The sequence below is a fragment of the Shewanella xiamenensis genome (genome assembly GCF_014647135.1).
In the GTDB taxonomy this organism is placed as follows: Bacteria; Pseudomonadota; Gammaproteobacteria; order Enterobacterales; family Shewanellaceae; genus Shewanella; species Shewanella xiamenensis.
In genome coordinates, this window is sequence record NZ_BMOP01000019.1 from 47915 (window position 1) to 71885 (window position 23971).

A 23971-nucleotide genomic window follows, 5' to 3' on the forward strand; every position below is an offset into this window, starting at 1 on the left:
AATGGACTAAGTGCTCTGACCACTTTAGCTAAATCTGTTGAAAAAGGAAGCATCTGAGCCTCTGTGCAGTGACTTTTGTTTGCACAATCGAACAGCAAAACCGTAAATTGATCGCAACAAAGGCTTATGCTCAAGTGCAAAAGTTTGTAAGCTAAGTGTCTGTATTGCTGATACGTCATCAGGTTGAGGATATTGTTACTATGGGTTCTGTTACCACCAAAAAACACGCAAACGGGCTCGATTATGTCGAAGTGAACACTGCGTTATGCCAAGCAAGGATTTTTTTACAGGGCGCGCAAATCGATCATTTTCAACCCGTAGGTAAGCCCCCCTTATTATGGGTGTCTTCAGCGGATGACTATCAACCCGGTAATGGGATCCGTGGCGGAGTGCCCGTCTGCTGGCCTTGGTTTGGTATGAGCAATCAAGCTAATTTCCCACAACATGGTTTTGCCCGTACCCGAATTTGGACACTCGAGTCGGTTGAGATGCGTAATCAACTGGTGGATTTACGTTTTAGCTTAACTATCAGCGAAGAAGATAAGGTCTTTTGGCCGCACCATACCCAAGTCAACGTACTCTTTACCTTAGGTGAAACCTTAAGTATCAGCTTAGTTAACACTAACCTTGGCGATGTGCCGGTTACACTCACCCAAGCGCTACACAGCTATTTTCCGATTGAAGATATTCACCAGCTTAAAGCCACTGGTTTTAGCGGTGCTCAATATATTGAGTTTTCCGAAGGGCCTTACCCGCAAACGACGGATGACGTGTTATTTGACCGCGAAACCGACCGCGTTTACACCAACCTAGGTCCAGTACAACACTTACATACGCCCAAAGGTGTGATTGAAGTGAGCCGTGAAAATAGCCACTCGGCCGTGCTGTGGAACCCTTGGATTGAAAAATCGACCCGTCTTGCCCGCTTTAATGACGATGACTATCTCACCATGGTGTGTCTCGAAGCCGCCAATGTGCTTGAAGATAAGTTAACGCTGGCTCCCGGCGAGAGCCACAGTTTAGTTACCCATATTCGCTGGGCAGACTAATCGGTCTTTATCCCCAATCAATGCAAAAGCCCAGTGCATGACTGGGCTTTTTTATGCCATCAAATTCACGATGGTCATCTGTTTGGCAATCACCGCCTACTTAGTGTTTTTCTCAAAACGCGCTAACAAGCTTGAGGTATCCCAACGATTACCGCCCATGGCTTGAACTTCAGAATAAAACTGATCCACTAGCGCGGTTAAGGGTAAGTGCGAGCCATTGCGGCGAGCTTCTTCTAGGGCAATGCCTAAATCCTTACGCATCCAATCGACGGCAAAACCAAAATCATAGCTTTGACCCCACATGGTTTTGTAGCGATTTTCCATCTGCCAACTTTGCGCCGCACCTTTACTGATCACTTCAACCACTTTTTCACCGTCAAGACCAGCCTTACGGGCAAATTGCAGCGCTTCTGCAAGGCCTTGAACCACACCTGCGATACAAATTTGGTTGACCATCTTAGTGAGTTGGCCGGCACCAACCTCACCTAAGCGCTCTGCGCAACGTGCAAACGCTTCGATAACGGGCTTTACACGTTCGAATACGGCTTGATCGCCCCCGACCATCACGGTCAGTACGCCATTTTCGGCGCCAGCCTGGCCACCCGATACAGGCGCATCGAGAAAATCGACGCCTTTTTCGGCCAGCACTTTATGTAATTCACGGGCCACATCGGCAGAAGCCGTCGTATGGTCAACTAATACTGTGCCTGGCGCCATGCCATGGATCACGCCATCATTGCCTAATACCACTTCACGCAAGTCGTTATCGTTGCCTACGCAGGTAAAAACAATATCTTGGCCAATAGCCGCTTCTTTAGGCGTTGGGCAGCAACGACCGCCGTAATTCTCGACCCAAGTTTGTGCCTTAGCAAAAGTGCGGTTATACACAGTAACCTCATGGCCCTTGTTGAGTAAGTGTCTTGCCATGGGGTAACCCATTACGCCTAAACCAATAAATGCGACTTTTGCCATGAGGAATTCCTTTAATTGATAAACAAGGTGAAACGTTTTACACCACACATTTGCACTGCGTTCATTTAACCTCACTGAATTAACACAATAGATTAACGACACACAGGATGCGCGCTTATGTTACTCCGAGAAAGACCCGACCCAAACTAAAAAAATGCGAGCAAGTGTTTCAACTTAAAAGGTCAATCTGTAGCTAAAACTGTGGCGGCAGTGTAGCACTCGATTAGGCGAGCGTCAGAGTAAAAATGCCCTTGGTAACAAACGCAGTGTTCGACAGAAACAACAAAGGCGCACAGAGGCGCCTTTGTTTTTATAACTAACCCAAATCACTTTTGTACGTGTGCTTCCATTTCGGCGCCAATTTTCTTGCGCATTTCCATTAAGCGCAGTGCGGAATCACGCAGATGAATATCATACTCAGTCTGCGGCACCCATTCAGGCACGGGTGTAGGTTGACCATTTTCATCCACGGCAACCATGATGACGATACAGTGAGTGGTGAGATGACGCTCAGAGACCTTAGGATCCCCTGCCCGCACATCAATACCGATGTGCATAGAGGTCTTACCGGTATAAATCACCTTAGCGCTGACTTCGACGATATTTCCCACGAGGATTGGCTGAACAAAACGAATTCCACCCGCATAGGCGGTAATACAATATTTACCACTCCAGCCAGCAGCACAGGCATAAGCCGCAAGGTCAATCCATTTCATCACAGCGCCACCGTGAACCTTACCACCAAAATTCACATCTGCGGGTTCTGACAAAAATCTCAGGGTAATTTGTCTATCGATACCAGCCATATAACCTCAACTTATTCAGCCTCTGTGGCTCAATGATTTTGCAATGAGTTGAGTTTACGATAGAAATGCGCAATAGCGTAAAGATAATTACGATTGTCTCAGTGGAGAGAACCGATTTAGCCAAAGTAACTTATCAGCCCACAAGAGAGTAATAATCCCGGCAACGCCAGGCGATACAACCACAGCTGTAATTGACTGCTAACAAAGCGAGTGCCCTTGCCATAAGTGTAAACACCCAACCCAGCCAAAAACAGCCCAATCACTTCAAATCCCGATGACATATGGTTACTACCACCGACACTGATGGCGGTCACCAATAAGGCGAACCACACCAACACATATGCCGCAATCGCAAAGGTGAAGGTCTTCATGCCGATATCCATATTAGGATGCCAAGCTTTGGATTCTCCACGAATTAATTCGGTCAAATTTGCGGTTACGGCACCAACGATAGGCACAAGCGGGATCACCAGAGGGTTTAACATGACAGATTTCCTTTTAAATAGAATATGCCTGTCATTATCGGCGGCAAAGGGCATTAAACAAGCTTGATGAACAAAGGTTAACTATTTGGATATCAGCAGGTTAGAAAGTGATATTAGGCACAATTCGAGCATAAAAAAATGCGCCAGTAGGCGCATTTTTTATCGAGCTAACCGCTGTTTAGACTTTCTTAAACAGCAATGAACCGTTAGTGCCACCAAATCCGAAGGAGTTACACAGAGCATACTCTAACTTTACATCACGGGCAGTGTGCGCCACGAAGTCTAAATCACAGCCTTCATCTGGATTATCGAGGTTGATGGTCGGTGGTACGGCTTGGTCGCGCAGCGCAAGCAGAGTGAAAATCGCTTCAACCGCACCCGCAGCGCCCAGCAAGTGACCCGTCATAGACTTAGTCGAGCTGACAAGCAGGTTGTAGGCATGATCGCCAAACACAGATTTCACCGCGGCCGCTTCCGCTTTATCACCCGCAGGCGTTGAAGTGCCGTGCGCATTGATATAACCAATTTTTTCAAATGGCAGCTTAGCATCATTGACTGCATTGACCATAGCGGCCGCAGCGCCCGCGCCATCACTTGGAGGCGATGTCATATGGAACGCATCACCACTCATACCAAAGCCGACAAGTTCACCATAAATGGTCGCACCGCGCGCTTTAGCATGTTCGTATTCTTCCATCACCATCACACCCGCGCCATCACCGATGACAAAACCATCACGGTCTTTATCCCACGGACGACTGGCTGCCGTTGGGTTATCGTTACGGGTCGACAGCGCTTTAGCTGCGCCAAAACCACCTACGCCTAATGGACAAGTCACATCTTCGGCGCCACCGGCAACCATCACGTCAGCATCGCCATAGGCGATAGTGCGCGCCGCAAAACCGATGTTGTGCACACCAGTAGTACAAGCGGTCGTGACGGCAAAGTTAGGGCCAGTCATGCCGTACATAATCGATAAATGGCCGGCAATCATGTTAATAATGGTGCTTGGCACGAAGAAAGGCGAAATTTTACGAGGGCCACCGCTTAATAGCGCGCTGTGGTTTTGTTCAATCAACCACATACCGCCCATGCCAGCACCGATTGCGGTACCCACACGGCCAGGGTTTTCTTTGCTCATATCCAGACCTGAGTCTTGGATAGCTTGGATGCCCGCAGCCATACCATACTGAATAAAGAGGTCCATTTTGCGGGCGTCTTTTTTAGTTAAGTACTGCTCAACATCGAAATCTTTTACAGAACCACTGAAACGAGTGGTAAATTCGCTGGCATCAAATTTGGTTATGGGCGCAATCCCACTCTTACCCGAAAGCAGGGCTTTCCAAGTAGTGTCGACAGTATTGCCCACGGGCGTTACTAACCCTAAACCGGTTACCACTACACGACGTTTAGACACGGCAGTCACCTTTTGAATGCTAAATAGATTAAGTTATGACAGACAAATGCGGTTCTATCATTAAAATGTCTTCGCCAATCTGCGGCGAGCATCTCATGGATAAATTCAACACAGCTTCCAGAGACGATTGAATGGCACTATTGCAGAATGAGGCGGGGCTAAAACAAAAACAGGCGGCATATATGCCGCCTGTTCTCTAGAATTCAGAATTACTGATTCTTAGAAACGTAATCGATCGCTGCTTGAACAGTAGTGATCTTTTCAGCTTCTTCATCAGGGATCTCGGTATCAAACTCTTCTTCCAGAGCCATAACCAACTCAACAGTGTCCAGAGAATCTGCACCCAGATCGTCAACGAAAGATGCCGCTGGTTTAACGTCTTCTTCTTTAACGCCCAGTTGCTCTACAATGATTTTCTTTACACGTTCTTCGATGTTGCTCATTAGTTTTCTTTCCTATTCAAATTACGCACTTGCGTAAGATTGCGAGTAGTTTATTAGATTTGGCTGACAATGCAAGCTTAGTTTTCGTGGTCTAACCACGAAATTTAGCGACCAATTGATACAGATCACTACTCAGTTGCGACAGTATCCCTGCCATCCGCCCTTAAACCATGTACATTCCGCCATTCACATGCAAAGTCTCGCCTGTGATATAAGCGGCAGAATCCGACGCCAAGAAGAGTACGGCATTGGCAATTTCTTGCGCTTGCCCTAATCGTTCCATCGGAACCTGAGACATGATAGCTTTTTGCTGATCTTCGGTCAGCTCATCAGTCATATCGGTCTGGATAAATCCAGGAGCGATAGCATTAACTGTAATTTGACGAGATGCAACCTCTCTTGCAAGAGATTTTGTAAATCCGATCAAACCAGCTTTTGCTGCCGAGTAGTTAACTTGACCTGCATTGCCCATAGTGCCTACCACTGAACCGATATTGATGATCCGGCCGAAACGCTTTTTCATCATGGTACGCATCACAGGTTTTGATAGTCTGAACAATGATGTCAGGTTGGTATCGATGATATCGTTCCATTCATCATCTTTCATTCGCATCAGCAAATTATCACGGGTGATACCCGCGTTGTTGACTAGAATATCAACATCACCCGCTTTTTCTTTGATCGAATCGAATAAATCGGTGACGGATTGACTATCGGTAACATTAAGCACTAAACCAAAACCTTTGTCACCCAGATATTCTTGAATTGCTGCGGCGCCCTTCTCACTTGTGGCAGTTCCAACCACAATCGCACCGGCTTCGACTAAGGTTTCGGCAATCGCGCGGCCAATACCACGACTCGCGCCTGTCACTAAGGCAACTTTGCCCGCTAAACTCAGATTGATACTCATACAAACTCCTTATTCAGTTAACGCGGCAAGGGATGCAACGTCATTAACTGCTTGGGCAGAAAGAGATTTATTAATGCGTTTCGCAAGACCTGTCAATACTTTACCAGGACCACACTCAACTAACTGGGTAATACCTTTTTCGGCCATTAACTCAACGGTTTCGCTCCAGCGTACTGGGCAATACAGTTGACGAACCAGCGCATCTTTAATGTCGGCAACCACAGTGGGTGATGCCACATCTACGTTATTAATAACGGTGATGCTCGGCGCATTAAACTGCACATCGTTTAACGCAAGAGCTAATTTATCAGCAGCAGGTTTCATTAATGCGCAGTGTGATGGCACGCTGACAGGCAAGGCTACCGCCATTTTGGCGCCCGCAGCTTTACAGGCCGCAGCAGCGCGTTCAACCGCATCTTTTTGACCGGCGATAACCACTTGGCCAGGGCTGTTGAAGTTAACTGGGCTTACCACTTCGCCTTGAGCGGCTTCAATACACGCATTAGCAATACCGTCATTATCTAGACCGATAATCGCGTACATAGCGCCAGTACCGGCGGGTACGGCTTGCTGCATCAATTGACCACGTAGCTCAACCAGTTTGATCGCATCTTTAAAGTCGATGACACCAGCACAAACTAATGCAGAATATTCGCCTAGGCTGTGACCCGCTAACATCGCAGGCATAGCTTTACCAGAGGCAACATAGGCACGCCAAATCGCCACACTTGCCGCTAATAAAGCAGGCTGAGTTTTATCGGTTTCATTTAAGGTTTCAACGGGGCCGTCTTGCACTAATGCCCACAAGTCATACCCTAACACCTCACTCGCTTCGGCAAAGGTTTGTCCCACAATCGGCTGTACAGCAGCCAGTTCGGCTAACATGCCTAGGGCCTGTGAACCTTGGCCAGGGAATACAAAAGCTACATTTTCCATATCAAATTACCTATGGCGAACTTAATTTATTGAACACTAAACCGTTATCTTGGACAGCTAACCAAGATAACGATGAGCAGGAATTTATTCGTATACAGATACGGTTAAAAACGGACGAGCGCACTGCCCCACGCAAAACCAGCGCCAAAGGCTTCGAGCAGCAAGAGCTGACCACGTTGGATCCGACCATCACGCACAGCTTCATCCAGAGCAATAGGTACCGAAGCCGCCGAGGTATTACCATGCTTAGCAAGGGTTAACACCACTTTATCTAAGCTCATGTCTAGCTTTTTCGCCGTGGCATTAATAATGCGGAAGTTAGCCTGATGCGGCACCAACCAGTCGATTTCCGACTTATCGATATTATTCAGGCGCAAGGTTTCAGTCACGACATGGGATAACTGAGTCACCGCCACTTTAAAGACGTCATTGCCTTTCATCGTCATAAAACCAACCGCTTCAGAGGTTTCCCCCTGACGTGGTGGGAAAGCGCACTTAAGCAAATCGCCTTGACGACCATCGGCATAAATATGGGTTGAAATAATCCCGGGCTCATCGGAAGCACCGATAACCGCCGCCCCCGCACCATCCCCAAACAGAATAATGGTGGTACGATCTTCCGGCTCACACAGACGGGATAATACATCAGCGCCAATCACGAGGACTTTTTTCGCGGTACCGTTTTTAACAAATTGGTCCGCAACCGATAAGGCATAGACAAAACCTGAACAAGCCGCCGCAATATCAAAGGCTGGAATGGTATGCACACCGAGCATGGCTTGGATTTCGCAGGCCGCGGCAGGGAATGCATTTGCCGCACTGGTTGTACCGCAAATGATCATATCTAAATCTGATGCCTCAATACCGGCCATCTCTAACGCATTTAATGCCGCCTGATAGCCCATCGTTGAGACAGTTTCGTCTTGCGCTGCAATGCGGCGCTCTGAAATACCAGTGCGTTCAACAATCCATTGGTCACTGGTTTCCACCATTTTTTCCAAATCTTGATTACTACGCACCTGCACCGGTAGGTAACTACCAGTTCCGAGAATTTTTGTATGCATAAGGAGGAATCAGTTATTTATATCTAAAAGAATCGACTCCAAACGATCTTTTATCATTTCGGGGAGTCGACGTTGCGCTTCAGTCACTGCCAAACTAATTGCTTGTAAATAGGCAGTTTCATCCGCATTTCCATGGCTCTTTACAACTATGCCGCGCAATCCTATCAGACTTGCACCATTATAGTGGTCGGGGTTCATCTGGCTGAGAACCGCCTGAATGCGGGGGGCGATGAGTTTTGCCAAAAAACGCACGAAGAAACCTTGAGTTAGGCCCCGTTTTAACTGATGTACCAATAGCTTGGCAATGCCTTCAGAGGTTTTGAGCGTGATGTTACCCACAAAACCATCACAAACAATCACATCAACATTCCCAGAATAGATTTCATCACCTTCAATAAAGCCGGTGTAATTAATCTGATCAGTGTTTTGCAGTATTTGTGCCGCTTGTTGAACCTGATCGTTGCCTTTGATTTCTTCTGTGCCCACATTAAGGAGTGCGACTTTAGGGCGAGATTTTTTATCCACGGCCTCACACAGCACTGAGCCCATCACGGCAAATTGGAATAGCGTTTCGGAATCGCAGGAAATATTGGCACCTAAATCCAATAAATAAACTGGCTTTTGCGTCACGGAGGGTAAACAACTGACCAATGCAGGTCTGTCCACGCCGGGCAAGGTTTTTAACAGCACCTTGGCCATCGCCATTAACGCGCCGGTATTTCCCGCACTCACACACGCAGCAGCACGTCCATCTCGCACCAGTTCAATCGATAAACGCATAGAACTATTTTTACGAGTGCGCAAAGCGTGCACGGGCCTGTCAGACATACTCACCACTTCATCGGTGTGAATGACTTCAATACGGGAGAGTAACTCTTGTTCTGCTTGGTGCAGATAGACATCTATTTCAGTCTTATCACCGACTAAAATGATTTTAAGGGAAGAATGAGATTTTAGTGCCCGCAAAGCTGCAGGCACTGTGACGTGGGGGCCATGATCGCCACCCATCGCATCTAACGCGAGCGTCAGACTCGTCATTAGGAAACCAACAAATTACTTGTTGATTACCTTTTTACCGCGATAGAAACCATCAGCAGTCACGTTGTGACGCATATGGACTTCACCGCTGGTAGCGTCTACAGACAGCTGAGCAGTGCTCAGTGCGTCATGTGAACGGCGCATACCGCGCTTTGAACGAGATTTTTTATTCTGTTGTACAGCCATTGGCCCTGTCTCCTAGATTACTTGCTCTTCAGTTTTTCTAACACTGCAAACGGATTTGGACGCTCCTCTTGAGCGGGTTCGATCTCGCCTACAACTATATCCATTGACCCGATATTGCAATCAGTTTCTTCATGCATCGGGATGATGGGCATAGCGACTATCAATTCATCTTCGATCAATTGATGCAGACGTACTTCGCCAATCTCATTGCACTCAATTGGGTCATACGCATCCGGGAGCTCATCGATTTCTGCCTTAGTCCGGCATGGACCGAAGCAAAACTCGACCGTAACCTCAGTGGTAAATAGTGTCATGCAACGTTGACAAACCAGAGTGAGCTCCGTCACAGCCTTCCCTTTCAGGTAGACTATCCCCTGCAAATCTACGCCACATTCAATCGACACTGCCACATCGGAACAGTCGCCGGCACATAACTCATTTAATCTTTTCAATTGCTGCCCTGGCACTATCCCCTCATAGGTAGAACGGCTCGAGGCGGCGCGAATAGGATCAATTGAAACCGGTATCTTTACTGTTTGCATAAGGCGCGCATATTATAGTTTGAAAACGCTAGAGTCAAAGAAAAATTTCTTACTTAAGTCCCAGTTTGCAACTTAAGCGATTCTCTAGCCCCAACATTGAATTAACGGAAGCGAAATTTTACCCAAGCAGGGGGCGGCACACAAGCGCTAGCCGTCTAAAATAGCCGCATTCACCGAAAGAATCCTCAATTACCTTCCTAAAGTGACGGCTTCTGTTACCACTGCTTGCATTCAATCATCTAGATTGGCGACAATAAGTGAAGTTTTCTAATGGATTATTAATGATGACGCCCCAGTTAATCCTCGCCTCCACCTCCGTATATCGGCAAGCACTGCTGAATAAATTAGGCTTACCCTTTGAGTGCTGCGATCCCAAGGTTGATGAAACCTCACTGCCTAATGAGTCAGCGCAAGCCTTAGTACAACGATTAGCGCAGGCAAAAGCAGAAGCTGGTGCAAAATATTGTCCTGATGGTCTGATTATTGGCTCCGATCAGGTTGCCGTGATCGATGGCAAGATCATCGGTAAACCATTAAATCGCGATAATGCGATTAAGCAGCTCAGTCAAGCCTCGGGGAAAGCCATTACCTTTTATACAGGTCTTGCGCTTTATAATGCTCAAACGGGTGAAATGAATGCCCAAGTTGAGTCTTTTACAGTGCATTTTCGGCACCTTACAGCATCACAAATCAGTGCTTATGTGGATAAAGAGCAACCGTTTTACTGTGCAGGCAGTTTTAAAAGTGAAGGTTTAGGCATTGCACTCTTTAATCGTTTAGAAGGACGAGATCCTAATACGCTCGTGGGGTTACCTTTAATCTTACTCACGGAAATGCTGCTCAGCCAAGGCATAGATGTATTAGCGTAATGCTTATAAATGCAGAAGGAGCTGCTGCGGTGAATTAATCAATGCTATCGGCTTAGCTTGTCGTAATACCGCCTCACTATGGGCGCCGTAAGTCACACCGATGCTATCGATACCTGCGTTCGCTGCCATGGTTAAATCCAGTAAAGAGTCACCGACCATCAAAGCACGCTCAGGCTGAATGCCCAGCTCCTGCAATAGGCTGATGATCATCTCAGGATGGGGCTTACTCTGCGCTTCATCGGCGCAGCGGGAGGCAATAAAGTAATGCCCTAATCCAGATTGCTCCCACACGCGCACCAGACCAGCTCTCGCCTTCCCCGTCGCCACTGCTAGCTGATAACCCTTTGTAGATAATGATTCGAGCAATTGTGGCGCTTGGTCGAAGATTGGCGTTGGCGTGGTATCAAGATGCAAATACTGCGTCTTAAACTCGGCGCGCATCGTGATGTAACACTCGTCAGTGCCAGTGCTGACAGTAGAAGCAGTAGACATATCCTCTTCAGGAAACGCCGAAAATCGCTGTGATGAAGACAATAATCCGCAAGGAAACAACACTTGTAACGCCTGCGTCATCGACAAGCCAATCACATTACGAATATCCGCCTCAGCAGGAACAGGCAGCGCAAGTGCCCTAGCCATATTCTCAATGCAAATAATGATCTTACCGATGGAATCCATCAAAGTGCCATCCCAATCAAAAATCACTAAATCATATTTACGCAGGCTAGAATGGTTGGCAGCCTTCATACTTCAAGGTTATCCACAGGTATATAGAGGAGCGGGAATTAAACCCGCTTTAACTTATTCAACAGTTGCTGCAGATTATCATCCAGTGGTGCAGAAACCCGCATCACTTCATCGTTTTCAGGATGGATAAACATTAATTCTGCAGCGTGTAAAAACAATCTACTCAAGCCAAGCGAGCGCATACTGTCATCGAAAGCTTGCTCACTGTACTTATCATCACAGGCAATGGGATGCCCGGCATATTGACAATGCACGCGAATTTGATGAGTACGTCCCGTGACAGGACTCGCCTGCACCAATGTACAACCTTGATAACGCTGCACAATTTTAAAACGCGTTTCTGATGGTTTGCCTTCTACATTGACCCGCACAATGCGCTCACCGGATTTAAGTGTCAGCTTTAATAAAGGTTGTTTGACCACTTTATCCTGCGCCGACCACTCTCCCTTAACTAAAGCTAAGTAATCCTTCTGCATTTTTTTATAACGCAGTTGATCGTGCATATGTTTAAGCGCACTGCGTTTTTTAGCGACTAACAGTACGCCAGAGGTATCTTTATCAAGGCGATGAACCAACTCTAAAAACTTCTGTTGCGGACGTAAGGAGCGCAGCGCTTCAATCACACCATAATCAACACCACTGCCGCCATGAACCGCAATACCCGCAGGTTTATTGAGCACAATAAGATGATTATCTTCATGCAAAATACGATCTTCGAGTTGCGACACTTTGCTCAAGTTAGCCGAAGGCGCAGTCCGATTATCAGACTCAGCCATTCTCACGGGTGGCACACGTACCACATCACCAATTTGTAATTTATATTCTGGCTTAATGCGCTTCTTATTCACCCGTACTTCGCCCTTACGGACGATACGATAAATCATGCTCTTAGGTACACCTTTGAGCGCTGTGATTAAAAAATTATCAATTCGTTGGTCGAGGTGGTCTTCGTCAATGGTGATCAACTGCACCTGTTGCTGTGGAGATTCTGTATTCATGATGTGCCATCTACTTATAACGGCGGTCATTGTACAACAACTCACAAGAATTGTGCCTTTCCATTGCTGAATTTTTTGATTATTGCTATATTTCACCAGCGATTAGGGATAAGCCGTGAATAAAGTGTTCACAAAGTCCCTGTCCCAAGTGAAAAGCTTTATAGATCAAAAAAGATTTTCTTGATAGCAACTCATTGATTTGCAGATCGTATACTGAGTAAAAATACCACAAATGCGTTTTTTACGATTAAATCGAGAATCTCACCTTACTTTAACAAGGTTTATCGAAAGTTTTTCTCACCGATTTCGAAATATATTTTAACTTGTCGTCAGACAAACCGATTCGACTTGGGCATTACCGGAACGAAATTAAAGAATTTATGGGGTTGGTTGATGTTTTACAACGAATTCCTTGTTTTTGTAATCATTAAAAAATAAGCCATAAATAGGATGCGACACGCAGCGACTGCGTCTAACAGCAATGCGCACCTTGCCTAGCTCACCAGCCGAGAGGCTTTGTTCACCACAGCTAGGCCCGTAATGCAACGAAACGCGATTGTTTGATGACCTCTATTTAAAGAAGAATGACGTCATCATGAAACGTATGTTAATTAATGCAACTCAATCAGAAGAGTTGCGTGTTGCCCTCGTTGACGGGCAACAACTGTACGACCTCGATATTGAAAGTCCTGGTCATGAGCAAAAAAAATCTAATATTTACAAGGGTAAGATCACCCGCGTAGAACCCTCTTTAGAAGCCGCTTTCGTTGACTATGGTGCTGAGCGTCACGGCTTTTTACCATTAAAAGAAATCGCCAGAGAATATTTCCCTAAAGGCTATTCTTTCCAAGGTCGCCCGAACATCAAAGAAGTAGTCAGTGAAGGACAAGAAGTTATTGTTCAAATTGACAAAGAAGAACGCGGCAACAAAGGTGCGGCGCTAACTACCTTTATTAGCCTTGCTGGCTCTTATTTAGTGTTAATGCCGAACAACCCTCGTGCAGGCGGCATTTCTCGCCGTATCGAAGGTGATGAACGCACTGAATTAAAAGAAGCCATGGCCGATTTAGAAGTCCCTGCAGGCATGGGCCTTATCGTCCGTACCGCTGGTGTAGGTAAAGAATCGACTGAGCTAAAGTGGGACTTAAAAGTTCTGCAACATCACTGGGCTGCGATCACTGAAGCCGCACAAACCAAAGGTGCGCCTTTCCTCATTCACCAAGAAAGTAACGTGATTGTTCGCGCAATTCGTGACTACTTGCGCCGAGATGTGGGTGAAATTTTAATCGACCATCCACGTATTTACGAAGAAGCCAAACAACACATTGCCCTCGTGCGCCCAGACTTTGTTGAACGTGTAAAGCTCTACGAAGCTGAAGTACCATTGTTTACACACTACCAAATCGAGTCACAAATTGAATCTGCGTTCCAACGTGAAGTGCGCTTGCCATCTGGCGGTTCAATTGTTATCGACCCGACAGAAGCCTTAACCTCTATCGATATCAACTCTGCCCGTGCCACTAAGGGCGGTGATATTGAAGAAACGGCATTAAATACCAACCTTGAAGCCGCCGATGAAATTGCCCGTCAATTACGTCTTCGTGACTTAGGTGGCTTAGTGGTTATTGACTTTATTGATATGACGCCAGTGCGCCATCAACGTGAAGTCGAAAACCGCCTACGTGATGCCGTACACCATGACCGTGCTCGCGTTCAATTAGGTCGTATTTCTCGTTTCGGCTTGATGGAAATGTCACGCCAGCGTCTGCGTCCATCATTAGAAGAATCCGCTGCACATATCTGCCCTCGCTGTCATGGCCAAGGCACTATCCGCAGTACTGAATCTTTAGCGTTGTCGATTCTGCGTTTGATGGAAGAAGAAGCCATCAAAGAAAATACCTCACAAATCGAAGCCATTGTGCCTGTCGATGTGGCTGCATTCCTGCTTAACGAGAAACGTAAAGCGATTCGTATCACCGAACAACGCCATGACGTGGAAGTCTATGTGATCCCAGATCCACATATGATGACCCCAGATTATCGTGTGATCCGTCACCGCACCGACGATGAAATCGACGAATCCAGCTACAAGCGCATTGAACAGCCTGAAGCAAAATTGTACGAGCCACGTAAACTGGAACGTACTGCGGCGCCAGCTCCAGCCCTAAAAGGCTTTGCTGCTCCACAAAAAGTGGAACAAGACACTGCACAAGTTGCCAAAGTTGAAACCGCACAGCCGGGTTTCTTCAGTAAACTCTTCAGTGCAATTGGTGCTTTCTTTAGCTCAAGTGATAACGCAGTCGCAGAAAAGAGCACCGAGACTAAGAAGCCAGATAGTCAAGCCACGAATGCCAACCGTCGCAATCGTCGTAACGACACTCGCCGTACTCGCAATCCACAAGATACTGAAAAAGCGAAAGAAGGTACTCGCGAACCACGTACTCGTAATGCTAAAAAAGTCGCCGATGCACCACAAGCTCAAGAGCGCCCAATCCGCGAAAAGGATGAAAGTGCGAAACGTGCTAAGCCTGAGCCTAAACCCCGCAATCAAGCAGTTAAAGAAGTGACTGCGGATGTTCAAGACGAAGCACCAAAGCAAGAGGTCGTCCGTGAACGTCGTCAGCGCCGTAATATGCGCCGTAAAGTTCGTATCGACAACACCACAGATGTTGTAGAAACGTCAATTCAGGAAGAAGCGATTTTAGCTGAGTTGGTTGCAATCAATGCCGATGTCACGGTAGAAGTTCAACCGGAAGTGAAAGCGCCGCGCCGCCGCCAGCCACGTAAAGAGGTTACGGTTGCGAATGAGGTCGGCGACACCACAGTATCAAAAGCTGCTGATGTGGTAGAAACTAAGCCAGCCGATGCTATTGTTGATATGCCTGTTGTTGAAAGCCAAGCAGACACTCAAGTGGATGCTAAGTTAGACACTCAACCAGCGGCCATTGATGAAGAGAACGCCGAAGCAAATGCTGATGCAGATGACAAAGCCAAACGTGAATCCCGTGATGGACAACGCCGTAGCCGCCGTAGTCCTCGCCATCTGCGAGCTGCTGGCCAACGCCGTCGCCGCGATGAAGATGAACAAGGCACAACGGCTCCTGCGCAGTTCATTCCTAATGATGCATTAGGCGAAGATCAAGACTATCCAGCACCAACTGCAGTTGTTGAAACGGCTAACTTAACAGAGCAAACCGTGGCTGAAACGGTTGCAGTTGAAGTTGAAGTTGAAGTGAAGAGTACAGCAACGCAGCCAGCGCCGATTGTGCAGACTGCTGATGTGATCTCCTCAACTGAAGCCGCAGTCTCTCAAAGCATAGCGATAGAAAGCACGGTATCAGATACCACAGTAACTGAATCCTCCGCGGAAATTAAGTCTGATGCTGTTGTCGCTGAAGTCACATCTAAACCTGTCGTTAACGATAAGGCCGCTGAAACGGTTAAAGCATCTGATGCCGAGCCACAATTAGCAACAGAACCAGCAGTGCAAGCCACAGAGGCTATGCAAATAGTGACTGATATAACTCCTGAAGCAAAAGCCGAAGAAGTGACACCAGTGACAGAAAAGACTGAGCCGAAAGAAGCGGTAAAATCAGTCGCATCAGCACCGATGGCGAAACCTGCAGCGTTTGTTAAACCTCAGGCAAAACCTGTAATGGCGCAAGCTGCTACGGCTCAACCAACGGAAGTTGTCGTCAGCAAACCGAAAGCGTCTAGCCGTTTTGGTGCTATGGTGTCATCTGAAATGACTAAACCAACGGTAGAAGTCAGAGCGCAGGTTGAAGTGCCTAAAGGCCGTGAGTATGAAAATACCGCCACCGCTGAAGCCACTGAACCTAAGCTGAAACACAGCAATAGTGCTGAATCGGATATGGCTCGTCCATAGGACCCTTCCACAATCTAAAAAGCCATGCATCTGCATGGCTTTTTTATTTTCAGCTAATTAAGGCATATTTCAGGTTTAGCTCAATCAGTTTCTTTGATAGTATGCGCGGCTTATTTTGTCTACACACCAGTAACAGAGGTTTCATGTTCGATCTCTTCCGCCACAAAACATCTAGCTACAAAGCCGATATACTCTCAGGGCTAACCGTCGCACTCGCACTGATCCCTGAGGCTGTTGCCTTTGCTTTTGTTGCCAATGTCGAACCTATGGTGGGCCTCTATGCGGCTTTTATCATGGGATTGGTCACCGCACTGGTTGGTGGTCGACCTGGGATGATTTCTGGTGCAACAGGAGCGATGGCCGTGGTCATGGTGTCCTTAGTGGTTGAACATGGCGTGCAATACTTATTTGCGGCTGTCGTGCTGGCAGGATTAATCCAAATCAGCGCTGGCATCTTTAAACTGGGGAAATTTATTCGCATCGTACCCTATCCGGTGATGATAGGTTTTGTAAACGGCCTCGCCATTGTGATTTTTTTGGCACAACTTGGCCAGTTTAAAGTAAAAGACACTGCTGGAAACTTAGTCTGGTTACCACCAGAGCCGTTGTTGCTAATGTTAGGTCTCGTAGCATTAACCATGGCAATTATTTATTTCTTGCCTAAGCTGACCACTGCAATACCGTCCTCGTTGGTCGCAATTCTTAGCGTCACGGCTATTGTCGTTAGCTTTGATCTTGATACTCGTAACGTATTGGATTTTCTCAAGACTATGAGTGGTGACGAGAATGCGACAATTGCAGGCTCACTCCCAAGCTTTGCAATCCCACAGGTACCTTTTAACCTTGAGACGCTCTATATCATTCTGCCCTATTCCTTTATTTTAGCCGCAGTCGGATTAATCGAATCCCTGTTAACCTTGACGGTTATCGATGAGATGACCCATACCCGAGGACGCAGCAATAAAGAATGTATTGGCCAAGGTGTAGGTAACATCACCAGCGGCTTTTTTGGGGCTATGGGTGGTTGTGCCATGATCGGTCAATCGATGATTAATATTAATTCTGGTGGCCGCGGCAGGTTATCAGGGATTACCGCGGCCATTGGCCTACTGGCATTTATTCTCTTTGGTGCAGCCTTTATCGAAATTATTCCGTTAGCAGCCCTCGTTGGGGTGATGTTTATCGTTGTACTCGGCACATTCGAATGGGCAAGTTTTAAGTTTATGGGCAAAGTGCCCAAACATGATGCCTTTGTGATCGTTCTTGTAACCACAGTAACTGTGTTTACTGATCTCGCCTTTGCTGTATTTGTGGGAGTGGTGGTATCCGCGCTGGTATTTGCTTGGCAGCATGCGAAACACATTAGCGTCAAAGTGACTCAAAACTCTCAAGGCTGGAAAGTCTATGAGCTTAATGGACCACTGTTTTTCGGTTCTGTCGCGAGTTTCCTCGAGTTATTTGATGCTTCACAGGATCCACAGGATGTCGTCATCGATTTTAAGTTTTCTCGCGTAGCCGATCACTCTGCCTTAGAAGCGATTGATACGCTTGCAGAGCGTTATGTGTCCATAGGCAAAAGACTACATTTGGTGCATTTAAGTGCTGATTGTAAAGCCTTACTTCATAAGGCAGGTGATCTTGTTGAAGTGAATCTGTTGGATGACCCACATTATAAAGTCGCGGATGATAAACTCGACTCCTAATGAAGTCACTATCCATCCTTAAGCAACGGTCCACGGCACTGCAATATGGCTGTGGGCTGACAGTTATCGCCCTGAATGTTCGCGTACGTAAATAGTCAGTTTTCAAGCCAAGTTTATGTATTTATTAATATCGTTAACAGCGAAATAAACAAAATTCACGGGAAAAATGATAACAGCTAACAGCAGATTAATCTGAACGAGGTCTTAAAAGTGAGAGAAATGATAGAAATGAGAGATGTAAGTATTAAGATAAAACAGCACAAATAAAAAGAGCTATGGTAAAAACCACAGCTCTTAAATCCATTGCTATTAGCGCCTAGGCTAACAGCACTGAAAATTAACCGATTACGGTTACGTTTTCAGCTTGAGGACCTTTTTGACCTTGGGTCACAGTGAAAGACACTTTTTGACCTTCATCAAGAGTTTTGAAACCGTCAGAGTTGATTGCACGGAAGTGAACGAATACGTCTGGACCAGATTCTTGCTCGATGAAACCAAAACCTTTGTCAGAGTTGAACCACTTAACTACACCAGTTACTTGAGACATGATATAAATCCTGTAAATAAAAAATTAAAGCCTTAACGGCGGTGGAGCTGGAAAATGCCGGTATTACTTATGTTTACAGGACGAACGGGTCGTATTGAACACATAAATATAAGCCCAACCTTCAAGCTAGTAAAACTATAAACCATTCTAAAGATAAGTCAACATACTGCGACACTTTGAAAAATTTATTTAAACAAAGCCTTTTAAGGTTTTGCTACCGGCTCGCAGAACAATATGTTCTTACGGCTTAAGCTTTGACAGTAAAGCATTTTAAATAATTTATTTCAATAGGTTAAAATCAGCCCCTAGACTGAAATGCGATGTACTTCAATCTGGAAATCTAACTCACAGCTTAATCCGCGCTGAGTAAATGCTTGTTTCTGCTCTGCGGTAAACTTCCACGCATAGGGAGTCATTTCGAGAAAATTGCCGATATCTTTGCTGTCGTTAAGCTCGAGTTGCGCGCTAAGCCGCTCTTGATGTAGGCATTCAAATCCATCAACTCTGGCCTCAGACTCAGGATGCAATCTTGGCTGGTCATAAATCTGTTGTTTTAGCGCAAAATGATGCAAAGGCCCTGGCGATACCGTGATAAGAATGCCGCTAGGTGCCATGATCCGCTGAAGTTCTTCTACTTTTGATGGTGCATAAATTCGAATCGCTAAATCAATGCTATTAGATGGGATCGGCATTTCATAGGCACTCGCTACACAAAAGCTTAAGTTAGGATAGCGCTTGGCTGCATATTTTATTGCCGACTTAGAGATATCAACGCCCTGTAAATAACAAAAATGATGAGCAACAAGGGCATTATATAAACGATGACTGTAGTAACCCTCACCACAGCCTATATCAAGGATCTGCTGTGCACTACTGGCATATTGGAGTGCCAGTTGATTAACTCTATCACTTAAGATTTGATAATAACCCGCATTTAAGAACTCCCGACGAGCAAACATCATTTGCTGATTATCACCCGGATCTTTCGAGTTTTTTTTCTGAACGGGAAGCAAATTGACATAACCTTCTTTCGCCATGTCAAACTTGTGTGCCTGCGGGCATCCCCAAGTTCGTTGTGTTAGGGTGAGGGGTAACGCGCACAAAGGACATATATATTGCATTGATTAACTCTATTTAAAATGGGGGATGTCAAGCTTATATCTCATCTTCCATTAATCGCTCGACCATTTGCAGTAATTCAGGAGAAGCGAGTAGCTCAAAACACTCAAGTTTCCTTAAGGCTTTGTCGATATTCTGACTATCATTTGCGGCGCGACTAAAGCTCGGGCGCTCAAACATGTGGGTATAAGTTCGAAAAAGCCATTGGCGCTTCTGTTGCAGTAATGGATCTAATCGTACGGCCTCTTCAGCTAAGCCAGTATGGTATTGACCAAGTTCACCCCGTAAAAATGCTTGTAACTCCAATCTTATCTGCTCAATTTCGGTGAGGTAAACCGCAAGGGATTCCGATGTCGCACCGTAATCGTACTCCCTAGCAAGAATAGCCTTAGCCATCATCAGTACTCTCGGCTCATGTAAGCCTCTGACGTCGGATTCAAGTGTTACAAACTCGAACTTTGATGCCGATTGCAAAGAGAATGTTACACTTTCTCTCACATCAACTTTAATTAAAATTCCTGCCCGAAGCTCTTGGGCAACAAATTTAGGGGCAGTCCCCATTCGATGATAAAGCCGTACGCCTTGACCCAAGCACCTTGATACTGGAGCACTTAGCCCTGCGTCTGCAACAGAAGTTGTGTTTAGTTTTAACCCTAAAATCGGTTGAAGGCGCACTGCAATCTGTGGTGGAGTTTGTGAAACGACAATCAGCTCAAGTAAGGGAGCTCCCATCGTTTCAAGCACAATAAAATCACTCATGTTGCTTGGTAACGTTATGATCAATGACGACGTCTGTGCGACATCGAGTATCATAGGTTCATTGAGATATTGATGATGCATAAGACTGATCCCCTGTTCAATGGGAATTGTAACTGCCAATCGTGGTAAAGATCACCTGTTAAGCGCTTCTCTTTTCAATATAATTTATCCATCAAGGTTTTTGCTGATCAATATTGGGGTGAGTTTAACGGCTAAGATGCTATCATTCGACAAAACCGTCATTTGATTGAAATTATGTATACAGCATCTCAGCCAAGTATTTTTTGGCACGACTATGAAACATTCGGTGCCAACCCAGCCCAAGATAGACCCGCCCAATTTGCCGGGGTCCGTACCGATTTAGATCTTAACATTATCGGTGAGCCAGAGACTTTTTACTGCAAACAATCAACGGATTACCTGCCCTCACCCGAAGCGATTTTAATTACAGGGATCACGCCACAACTAGCCAATTTAAAAGGTTTACCTGAAACCGAGTTTATGGGGCGTATCCATACTCTCTTCAGCCAACCTAATACCTGTGTCGCTGGCTATAACTCGTTACGATTTGACGATGAAGTCACCCGCTATGGCTTTTACCGTAACTTTATCGATCCCTATGCCCGCGAATGGCAAAATGGCAATACGCGTTGGGATATCATTGATTTAGTGAGGGCTTGTTATGCCTTTAGACCCGACGGTATTCATTGGCCATTAAAAGAAGACGGTTCACCCAGTTTTAAACTGGAACATCTGACCCAAGCTAATGGTTTAAGCCATGAAAAAGCGCACGATGCCATGTCAGATGTTTACGCCACCATCGCAATGGCAAAACTGATAAAAGAAAAGCAACCTAAGTTATACCAGTACTATTTTGAATTGCGCCGTAAACAAGCCGTCAGCGCGCAAATTGACGTATTAAATATGCTACCGCTTGCCCATGTCAGTTCGAAGATAAGTGCAATGCACGGTTGTACAACCCTTATCGCCCCCGTTGCACACCACCCAAGTAACAAAAATGCCATTATTTGCGTGAATTTAGCGATGGATTTAAGCCCACTGTTTGAGCTGGATGTCGAGCAGATAAAAACGCGCATGTACACGCCAAGAGCGGAGCTTGCCGAGGATGAGTTACCCATCCCAGTTAAACAGGTGCATCTTAACAAATGCCCTTTTATTACTTCGGCCAAAATTTTAGATGATGTGCAGGCAGAAAGACTCAACATTGATAAAGCCTTTGCCAGAGAACAATACAAACGCTTAAAGTCTCACCCGGAATTACGGGAGAAGCTGGAGCAACTGTTTGAGCATGACGGCGAAGTAACCACCACGGATCCTGACTTAATGTTGTATTCGGGTGGATTTTTCAGCCCTGCCGATAAAGCCAAGATGGAGATCATTCGCCATACCTTACCTCAAAATTTAGCCGCACTTGATTTGCAATTTGATGATGGACGCATCCCAGAAATGCTATTCCGTTATCGGGCGCGCAATTATCCCGAATTACTTGATGATCAAGAGTCCTATCGCTGGCGCACCTTCTGTCAGCAGCGTTTGGCCGATCAGGATTATCTGCTCAAACTTGAAAATTTGTTGCAAGATACCGAAGGCGATGAGCATAAACAAAAACTACTCGCCGCCCTGTGCCACTATTTGCGTGGATTGTAGGCCACAAAATAGCCCATGTTTTTTGTTGATTTAGCGCCTATGATTGATAACTTCTTTCAGATGTTAACTAACAGGCGCGTAGTTGAACCATAAACGCGAACTAACTCGCATTTATACTGTAACAAAATTACTAGAATGTTCTTCCATGAACTTAACAAACAAGGAGTCGGGAAATGCAAGATAGATTTATCCGAAGCATAACCCAGCTGCCAACCCCATTGGCTGACGCATTAATTCCCTTATTACATCAAGGTTTTGCGGGACATATCGATGCACAGCAACTGGCAGAGTTAGTCAAAAGCAGCAATATGACCGAATCAGAGGTGTTACTGGCTTTGTTACCTATTGCCGCCGCCTTGGCCAAACCACCCATTAGTGAGTTTTATGTTGGTGCAATTGCCAAAGGAAAAAGTGGCGACATTTATATGGGTGCCAACTTAGAACTGCCTGGCGAAGCCCTCTTCCACTCAGTACACGCTGAGCAAAGCGCTATTAGTCACGCGTGGCTTAGCGGCGAAAGCCAGATTGTGGATATGATAGTGAACGCCAGTCCCTGCGGTCATTGCCGTCAGTTTATGAATGAATTAGTCGAAGGCGGCCAAATCAAGATCCATTTGCCATCACAGGATAGCCATTTATTGTCCTATTATCTGCCCTATGCGTTTGGGCCAAAAGACTTAAATGTTCAGTCACCGCTATTAGTCAAGCAGGAAACTGAATTTGCACTCGATAGCAGTGATCCTATGGTAATTGAAGCCTTAGATCATGCGGGCTTAAGCTATGCACCTTATACCCAAAGCTATGCGGCGGTTGTATTAGAAACCGCGGATGGCGCAACCTACTGTGGTCGCTACGCTGAAAACGCCGCGTTTAACCCATCGATGCTCCCAATGCAAATGGCGCTATCAAATCTGACTCGGCATAATCGTGATTTTGGCGAGATCCGCCGCGCGGTATTGGTGGAATCCTCCCAAGGTAAAATCAGCTTAGTGGGCGCAGCGATGGATGCATTGCATGCTGTTGCCGCGATAGAACTCGAACATATTGTGGTTGATCCTATCTAGCCAGTTAACGCGGCGCTTCTGTTTTTATACTTCGGTATTGACTTAAGTTGCGCCGCGATGCTTTGGCCTATTTTAGCTACTAGGGCGTTTTGCCATAAAAACGGCTTTGCGCTCAGCCATTTTAAGATAACAGGCGCTTCGCTGCTCCTCTGTCATGTTTCGCCACGCCAAAATCTCCTCGAGATGCCTAAAACACCCCATGCAGATATCCTGCTGATCGAGACAGCAATTTCGTACACAGGGCTGATAAATACTGTTATTCTGACCAGACCGCATATTCATTGCCCGCAGGCTCGATAAAATGGAAACGTCGACCACCTGGGAAGCTAAAAATCTCAGTGCTAATGATGCCGCCAGCCGCGATCACGGCGGCTAAAGTTTCTTCCAAGGTCTTACTGTATAGCACAATCAGGGGACAGCCCTTTTCTAGGGTAAAACAAACCTCAGCTTGATAAAAACCGCCCGTCATACCCGCATCGATAAAGCAACTGTACTGTGGGCCATAATCCTCAAAACGCCAACCAAATACAGTATTGAAAAACGCTTTAGAACAATCAATATCAGATGTTGGAATCTCTAAATAATTGATAGTGTGATGACGATTCATAATCTTCCCTGCCCAATGAATAACTTAATCAGTAAAGAATCCACCTTCTGAAGAAGGTGGCTTTGTTTTAACCCCCTAAAAGGGGGCCTTTATTCAAGAGCAAGTTGACCCTGCTCTTGCCGCTCTACTTTCTCTTGATGCCTAACGTATCTACGG

At 46.1% G+C, this 23971-nt stretch carries 24 protein-coding genes and 1 pseudogene; 6 read left to right on the forward strand and 19 right to left on the reverse strand.

Annotated features, from left to right (window positions below; all coding sequences use genetic code 11):
• Window positions 1-200 precede the first annotated feature (200 nt).
• On the forward strand, window positions 201-1049 hold the full coding sequence (locus IEY09_RS15180; protein ID WP_047536720.1) for a D-hexose-6-phosphate mutarotase: 849 nt from the start codon (window positions 201-203) through the stop codon (window positions 1047-1049).
• 96 nt (window positions 1050-1145) lie between these two features.
• On the opposite strand, the gene IEY09_RS15185 is transcribed toward IEY09_RS15180, so the two are convergent.
• From IEY09_RS15185 to yceD, 11 genes are all read right to left on the reverse strand, one after another.
• Entirely contained in the window at window positions 1146-2021 is an 876-nt protein-coding gene (locus tag IEY09_RS15185) for an NAD(P)-dependent oxidoreductase (protein ID WP_099458277.1), read from the reverse strand.
• Between the two features lie 326 nt (window positions 2022-2347).
• Complete coding sequence (locus IEY09_RS15190; protein WP_037419717.1) at window positions 2348-2827, reverse strand: acyl-CoA thioesterase; 480 nt, start codon at window positions 2825-2827, stop codon at window positions 2348-2350.
• A gap of 116 nt (window positions 2828-2943) precedes the next feature.
• Window positions 2944-3312: a hypothetical protein gene (locus IEY09_RS15195; protein ID WP_037419714.1), complete on the reverse strand. Its 369-nt coding sequence runs from the start codon at window positions 3310-3312 to the stop codon at window positions 2944-2946.
• Between the two features lie 178 nt (window positions 3313-3490).
• Complete coding sequence (fabF, locus tag IEY09_RS15200; protein ID WP_188871703.1) at window positions 3491-4729, reverse strand: beta-ketoacyl-ACP synthase II; 1239 nt, start codon at window positions 4727-4729, stop codon at window positions 3491-3493.
• A gap of 209 nt (window positions 4730-4938) precedes the next feature.
• Window positions 4939-5172 (reverse strand): acyl carrier protein, encoded by a 234-nt coding sequence (acpP, locus tag IEY09_RS15205; protein ID WP_006081231.1) that lies wholly within the window; start codon window positions 5170-5172, stop codon window positions 4939-4941.
• Window positions 5173-5335: 163 nt separating this feature from the next.
• Window positions 5336-6082 carry a 3-oxoacyl-ACP reductase FabG gene (gene fabG, locus IEY09_RS15210; RefSeq protein WP_011623152.1) on the reverse strand — a complete coding sequence of 249 codons (747 nt, stop codon included), beginning with the start codon at window positions 6080-6082 and terminating at the stop codon, window positions 5336-5338.
• Window positions 6083-6091: 9 nt separating this feature from the next.
• The gene (gene fabD / locus IEY09_RS15215) at window positions 6092-7018 is read right to left on the reverse strand and encodes an ACP S-malonyltransferase (protein ID WP_099458278.1); all 927 of its coding nucleotides are present in this window, start codon (window positions 7016-7018) and stop codon (window positions 6092-6094) included.
• Between the two features lie 104 nt (window positions 7019-7122).
• Window positions 7123-8082, reverse strand: a complete 960-nt coding sequence (locus IEY09_RS15220; RefSeq protein ID WP_055647216.1) for a beta-ketoacyl-ACP synthase III — start codon at window positions 8080-8082, stop codon at window positions 7123-7125.
• A 9-nt stretch (window positions 8083-8091) separates the two neighbouring features.
• Window positions 8092-9120 (reverse strand): phosphate acyltransferase PlsX, encoded by a 1029-nt coding sequence (gene plsX, locus IEY09_RS15225; protein WP_037419691.1) that lies wholly within the window; start codon window positions 9118-9120, stop codon window positions 8092-8094.
• 15 nt (window positions 9121-9135) lie between these two features.
• Window positions 9136-9306, reverse strand: coding sequence for a 50S ribosomal protein L32 (gene rpmF, locus IEY09_RS15230; protein ID WP_011072715.1), 171 nt, complete (start codon window positions 9304-9306; stop codon window positions 9136-9138).
• Window positions 9307-9323: 17 nt separating this feature from the next.
• Window positions 9324-9848: a 23S rRNA accumulation protein YceD gene (gene yceD, locus IEY09_RS15235; protein ID WP_011623156.1), complete on the reverse strand. Its 525-nt coding sequence runs from the start codon at window positions 9846-9848 to the stop codon at window positions 9324-9326.
• Between the two features lie 284 nt (window positions 9849-10132).
• Here yceD and IEY09_RS15240 point away from each other — a divergent pair, with 284 nt between their 5' ends.
• Window positions 10133-10717 carry a Maf family protein gene (locus IEY09_RS15240; RefSeq protein WP_188871715.1) on the forward strand — a complete coding sequence of 195 codons (585 nt, stop codon included), beginning with the start codon at window positions 10133-10135 and terminating at the stop codon, window positions 10715-10717.
• A gap of 3 nt (window positions 10718-10720) precedes the next feature.
• Here the strand turns inward: IEY09_RS15240 and IEY09_RS15245 are convergent, their stop codons facing one another.
• Complete coding sequence (locus IEY09_RS15245) at window positions 10721-11464, reverse strand: HAD-IA family hydrolase (RefSeq protein ID WP_188871705.1); 744 nt, start codon at window positions 11462-11464, stop codon at window positions 10721-10723.
• 38 nt (window positions 11465-11502) lie between these two features.
• On the reverse strand, window positions 11503-12462 hold the full coding sequence (gene rluC / locus IEY09_RS15250; protein WP_037427257.1) for a 23S rRNA pseudouridine(955/2504/2580) synthase RluC: 960 nt from the start codon (window positions 12460-12462) through the stop codon (window positions 11503-11505).
• A 595-nt stretch (window positions 12463-13057) separates the two neighbouring features.
• Between rluC and rne the strand changes: the two genes are divergently transcribed.
• Window positions 13058-16348, forward strand: coding sequence for a ribonuclease E (gene rne, locus IEY09_RS15255; protein ID WP_188871707.1), 3291 nt, complete (start codon window positions 13058-13060; stop codon window positions 16346-16348).
• 143 nt (window positions 16349-16491) lie between these two features.
• Window positions 16492-18051 carry a SulP family inorganic anion transporter gene (locus IEY09_RS15260; protein WP_188871709.1) on the forward strand — a complete coding sequence of 520 codons (1560 nt, stop codon included), beginning with the start codon at window positions 16492-16494 and terminating at the stop codon, window positions 18049-18051.
• A gap of 337 nt (window positions 18052-18388) precedes the next feature.
• Here the strand turns inward: IEY09_RS15260 and IEY09_RS15265 are convergent, their stop codons facing one another.
• The 3 genes from IEY09_RS15265 to IEY09_RS15275 form a co-directional block, all read right to left on the reverse strand.
• On the reverse strand, window positions 18389-18598 hold the full coding sequence (locus IEY09_RS15265; protein WP_011072720.1) for a cold-shock protein: 210 nt from the start codon (window positions 18596-18598) through the stop codon (window positions 18389-18391).
• Between the two features lie 305 nt (window positions 18599-18903).
• Window positions 18904-19719: a 23S rRNA (guanine(745)-N(1))-methyltransferase gene (rlmA, locus tag IEY09_RS15270; RefSeq protein ID WP_037419673.1), complete on the reverse strand. Its 816-nt coding sequence runs from the start codon at window positions 19717-19719 to the stop codon at window positions 18904-18906.
• 34 nt (window positions 19720-19753) lie between these two features.
• Entirely contained in the window at window positions 19754-20557 is an 804-nt protein-coding gene (locus IEY09_RS15275; protein ID WP_069455174.1) for a hypothetical protein, read from the reverse strand.
• Between the two features lie 174 nt (window positions 20558-20731).
• Between IEY09_RS15275 and sbcB the strand changes: the two genes are divergently transcribed.
• Together sbcB and cdd are read left to right on the forward strand one after the other, a co-directional pair.
• A complete protein-coding gene (gene sbcB / locus IEY09_RS15280; protein WP_188871711.1) occupies window positions 20732-22144 on the forward strand; it encodes an exodeoxyribonuclease I in 1413 nt (470 codons plus the stop codon).
• Window positions 22145-22317: 173 nt separating this feature from the next.
• Window positions 22318-23208 (forward strand): cytidine deaminase, encoded by an 891-nt coding sequence (gene cdd / locus IEY09_RS15285; RefSeq protein ID WP_037419666.1) that lies wholly within the window; start codon window positions 22318-22320, stop codon window positions 23206-23208.
• A 72-nt stretch (window positions 23209-23280) separates the two neighbouring features.
• Here cdd and IEY09_RS15290 read toward each other — a convergent pair whose 3' ends face one another.
• The 3 genes and pseudogenes from IEY09_RS15290 to IEY09_RS15300 form a co-directional block, all read right to left on the reverse strand.
• Window positions 23281-23490: a DUF1289 domain-containing protein gene (locus IEY09_RS15290; protein ID WP_037419664.1), complete on the reverse strand. Its 210-nt coding sequence runs from the start codon at window positions 23488-23490 to the stop codon at window positions 23281-23283.
• A complete protein-coding gene (locus IEY09_RS15295; RefSeq protein WP_055647211.1) occupies window positions 23465-23815 on the reverse strand; it encodes a VOC family protein in 351 nt (116 codons plus the stop codon). Before IEY09_RS15295 ends, IEY09_RS15290 begins: the two co-directional genes overlap by 26 nt.
• Before the next feature lie 89 nt (window positions 23816-23904).
• A pseudogene (locus IEY09_RS15300) lies at window positions 23905-23971 on the reverse strand (IS200/IS605 family transposase); the annotation flags it as partial.

What these genes read in the sequence shown, in the direction of transcription:
- IEY09_RS15290 (WP_037419664.1), bottom strand. Translation starts at nt 23,490, where the DNA reads ATGAATATGCGGTCTGGTCAGAATAACAGTATTTATCAGCCCTGTGTA.
- IEY09_RS15275 (WP_069455174.1), bottom strand. Translation starts at nt 20,557, where the DNA reads ATGCATCATCAATATCTCAATGAACCTATGATACTCGATGTCGCACAG.
- plsX (WP_037419691.1), bottom strand. Translation starts at nt 9,120, where the DNA reads ATGACGAGTCTGACGCTCGCGTTAGATGCGATGGGTGGCGATCATGGC.
- IEY09_RS15190 (WP_037419717.1), bottom strand. Translation starts at nt 2,827, where the DNA reads ATGGCTGGTATCGATAGACAAATTACCCTGAGATTTTTGTCAGAACCC.
- fabG (WP_011623152.1), bottom strand. Translation starts at nt 6,082, where the DNA reads ATGAGTATCAATCTGAGTTTAGCGGGCAAAGTTGCCTTAGTGACAGGC.
- yceD (WP_011623156.1), bottom strand. Translation starts at nt 9,848, where the DNA reads ATGCAAACAGTAAAGATACCGGTTTCAATTGATCCTATTCGCGCCGCC.
- IEY09_RS15240 (WP_188871715.1), top strand. Translation starts at nt 10,133, where the DNA reads ATGACGCCCCAGTTAATCCTCGCCTCCACCTCCGTATATCGGCAAGCA.
- cdd (WP_037419666.1), top strand. Translation starts at nt 22,318, where the DNA reads ATGCAAGATAGATTTATCCGAAGCATAACCCAGCTGCCAACCCCATTG.
- IEY09_RS15220 (WP_055647216.1), bottom strand. Translation starts at nt 8,082, where the DNA reads ATGCATACAAAAATTCTCGGAACTGGTAGTTACCTACCGGTGCAGGTG.
- fabD (WP_099458278.1), bottom strand. Translation starts at nt 7,018, where the DNA reads ATGGAAAATGTAGCTTTTGTATTCCCTGGCCAAGGTTCACAGGCCCTA.
- rne (WP_188871707.1), top strand. Translation starts at nt 13,058, where the DNA reads ATGAAACGTATGTTAATTAATGCAACTCAATCAGAAGAGTTGCGTGTT.
- rlmA (WP_037419673.1), bottom strand. Translation starts at nt 19,719, where the DNA reads ATGCAATATATATGTCCTTTGTGCGCGTTACCCCTCACCCTAACACAA.
- IEY09_RS15295 (WP_055647211.1), bottom strand. Translation starts at nt 23,815, where the DNA reads ATGAATCGTCATCACACTATCAATTATTTAGAGATTCCAACATCTGAT.
- IEY09_RS15265 (WP_011072720.1), bottom strand. Translation starts at nt 18,598, where the DNA reads ATGTCTCAAGTAACTGGTGTAGTTAAGTGGTTCAACTCTGACAAAGGT.
- IEY09_RS15180 (WP_047536720.1), top strand. Translation starts at nt 201, where the DNA reads ATGGGTTCTGTTACCACCAAAAAACACGCAAACGGGCTCGATTATGTC.
- IEY09_RS15260 (WP_188871709.1), top strand. Translation starts at nt 16,492, where the DNA reads ATGTTCGATCTCTTCCGCCACAAAACATCTAGCTACAAAGCCGATATA.
- IEY09_RS15195 (WP_037419714.1), bottom strand. Translation starts at nt 3,312, where the DNA reads ATGTTAAACCCTCTGGTGATCCCGCTTGTGCCTATCGTTGGTGCCGTA.
- IEY09_RS15185 (WP_099458277.1), bottom strand. Translation starts at nt 2,021, where the DNA reads ATGGCAAAAGTCGCATTTATTGGTTTAGGCGTAATGGGTTACCCCATG.
- sbcB (WP_188871711.1), top strand. Translation starts at nt 20,732, where the DNA reads ATGTATACAGCATCTCAGCCAAGTATTTTTTGGCACGACTATGAAACA.
- IEY09_RS15245 (WP_188871705.1), bottom strand. Translation starts at nt 11,464, where the DNA reads ATGAAGGCTGCCAACCATTCTAGCCTGCGTAAATATGATTTAGTGATT.
- rpmF (WP_011072715.1), bottom strand. Translation starts at nt 9,306, where the DNA reads ATGGCTGTACAACAGAATAAAAAATCTCGTTCAAAGCGCGGTATGCGC.
- rluC (WP_037427257.1), bottom strand. Translation starts at nt 12,462, where the DNA reads ATGAATACAGAATCTCCACAGCAACAGGTGCAGTTGATCACCATTGAC.
- acpP (WP_006081231.1), bottom strand. Translation starts at nt 5,172, where the DNA reads ATGAGCAACATCGAAGAACGTGTAAAGAAAATCATTGTAGAGCAACTG.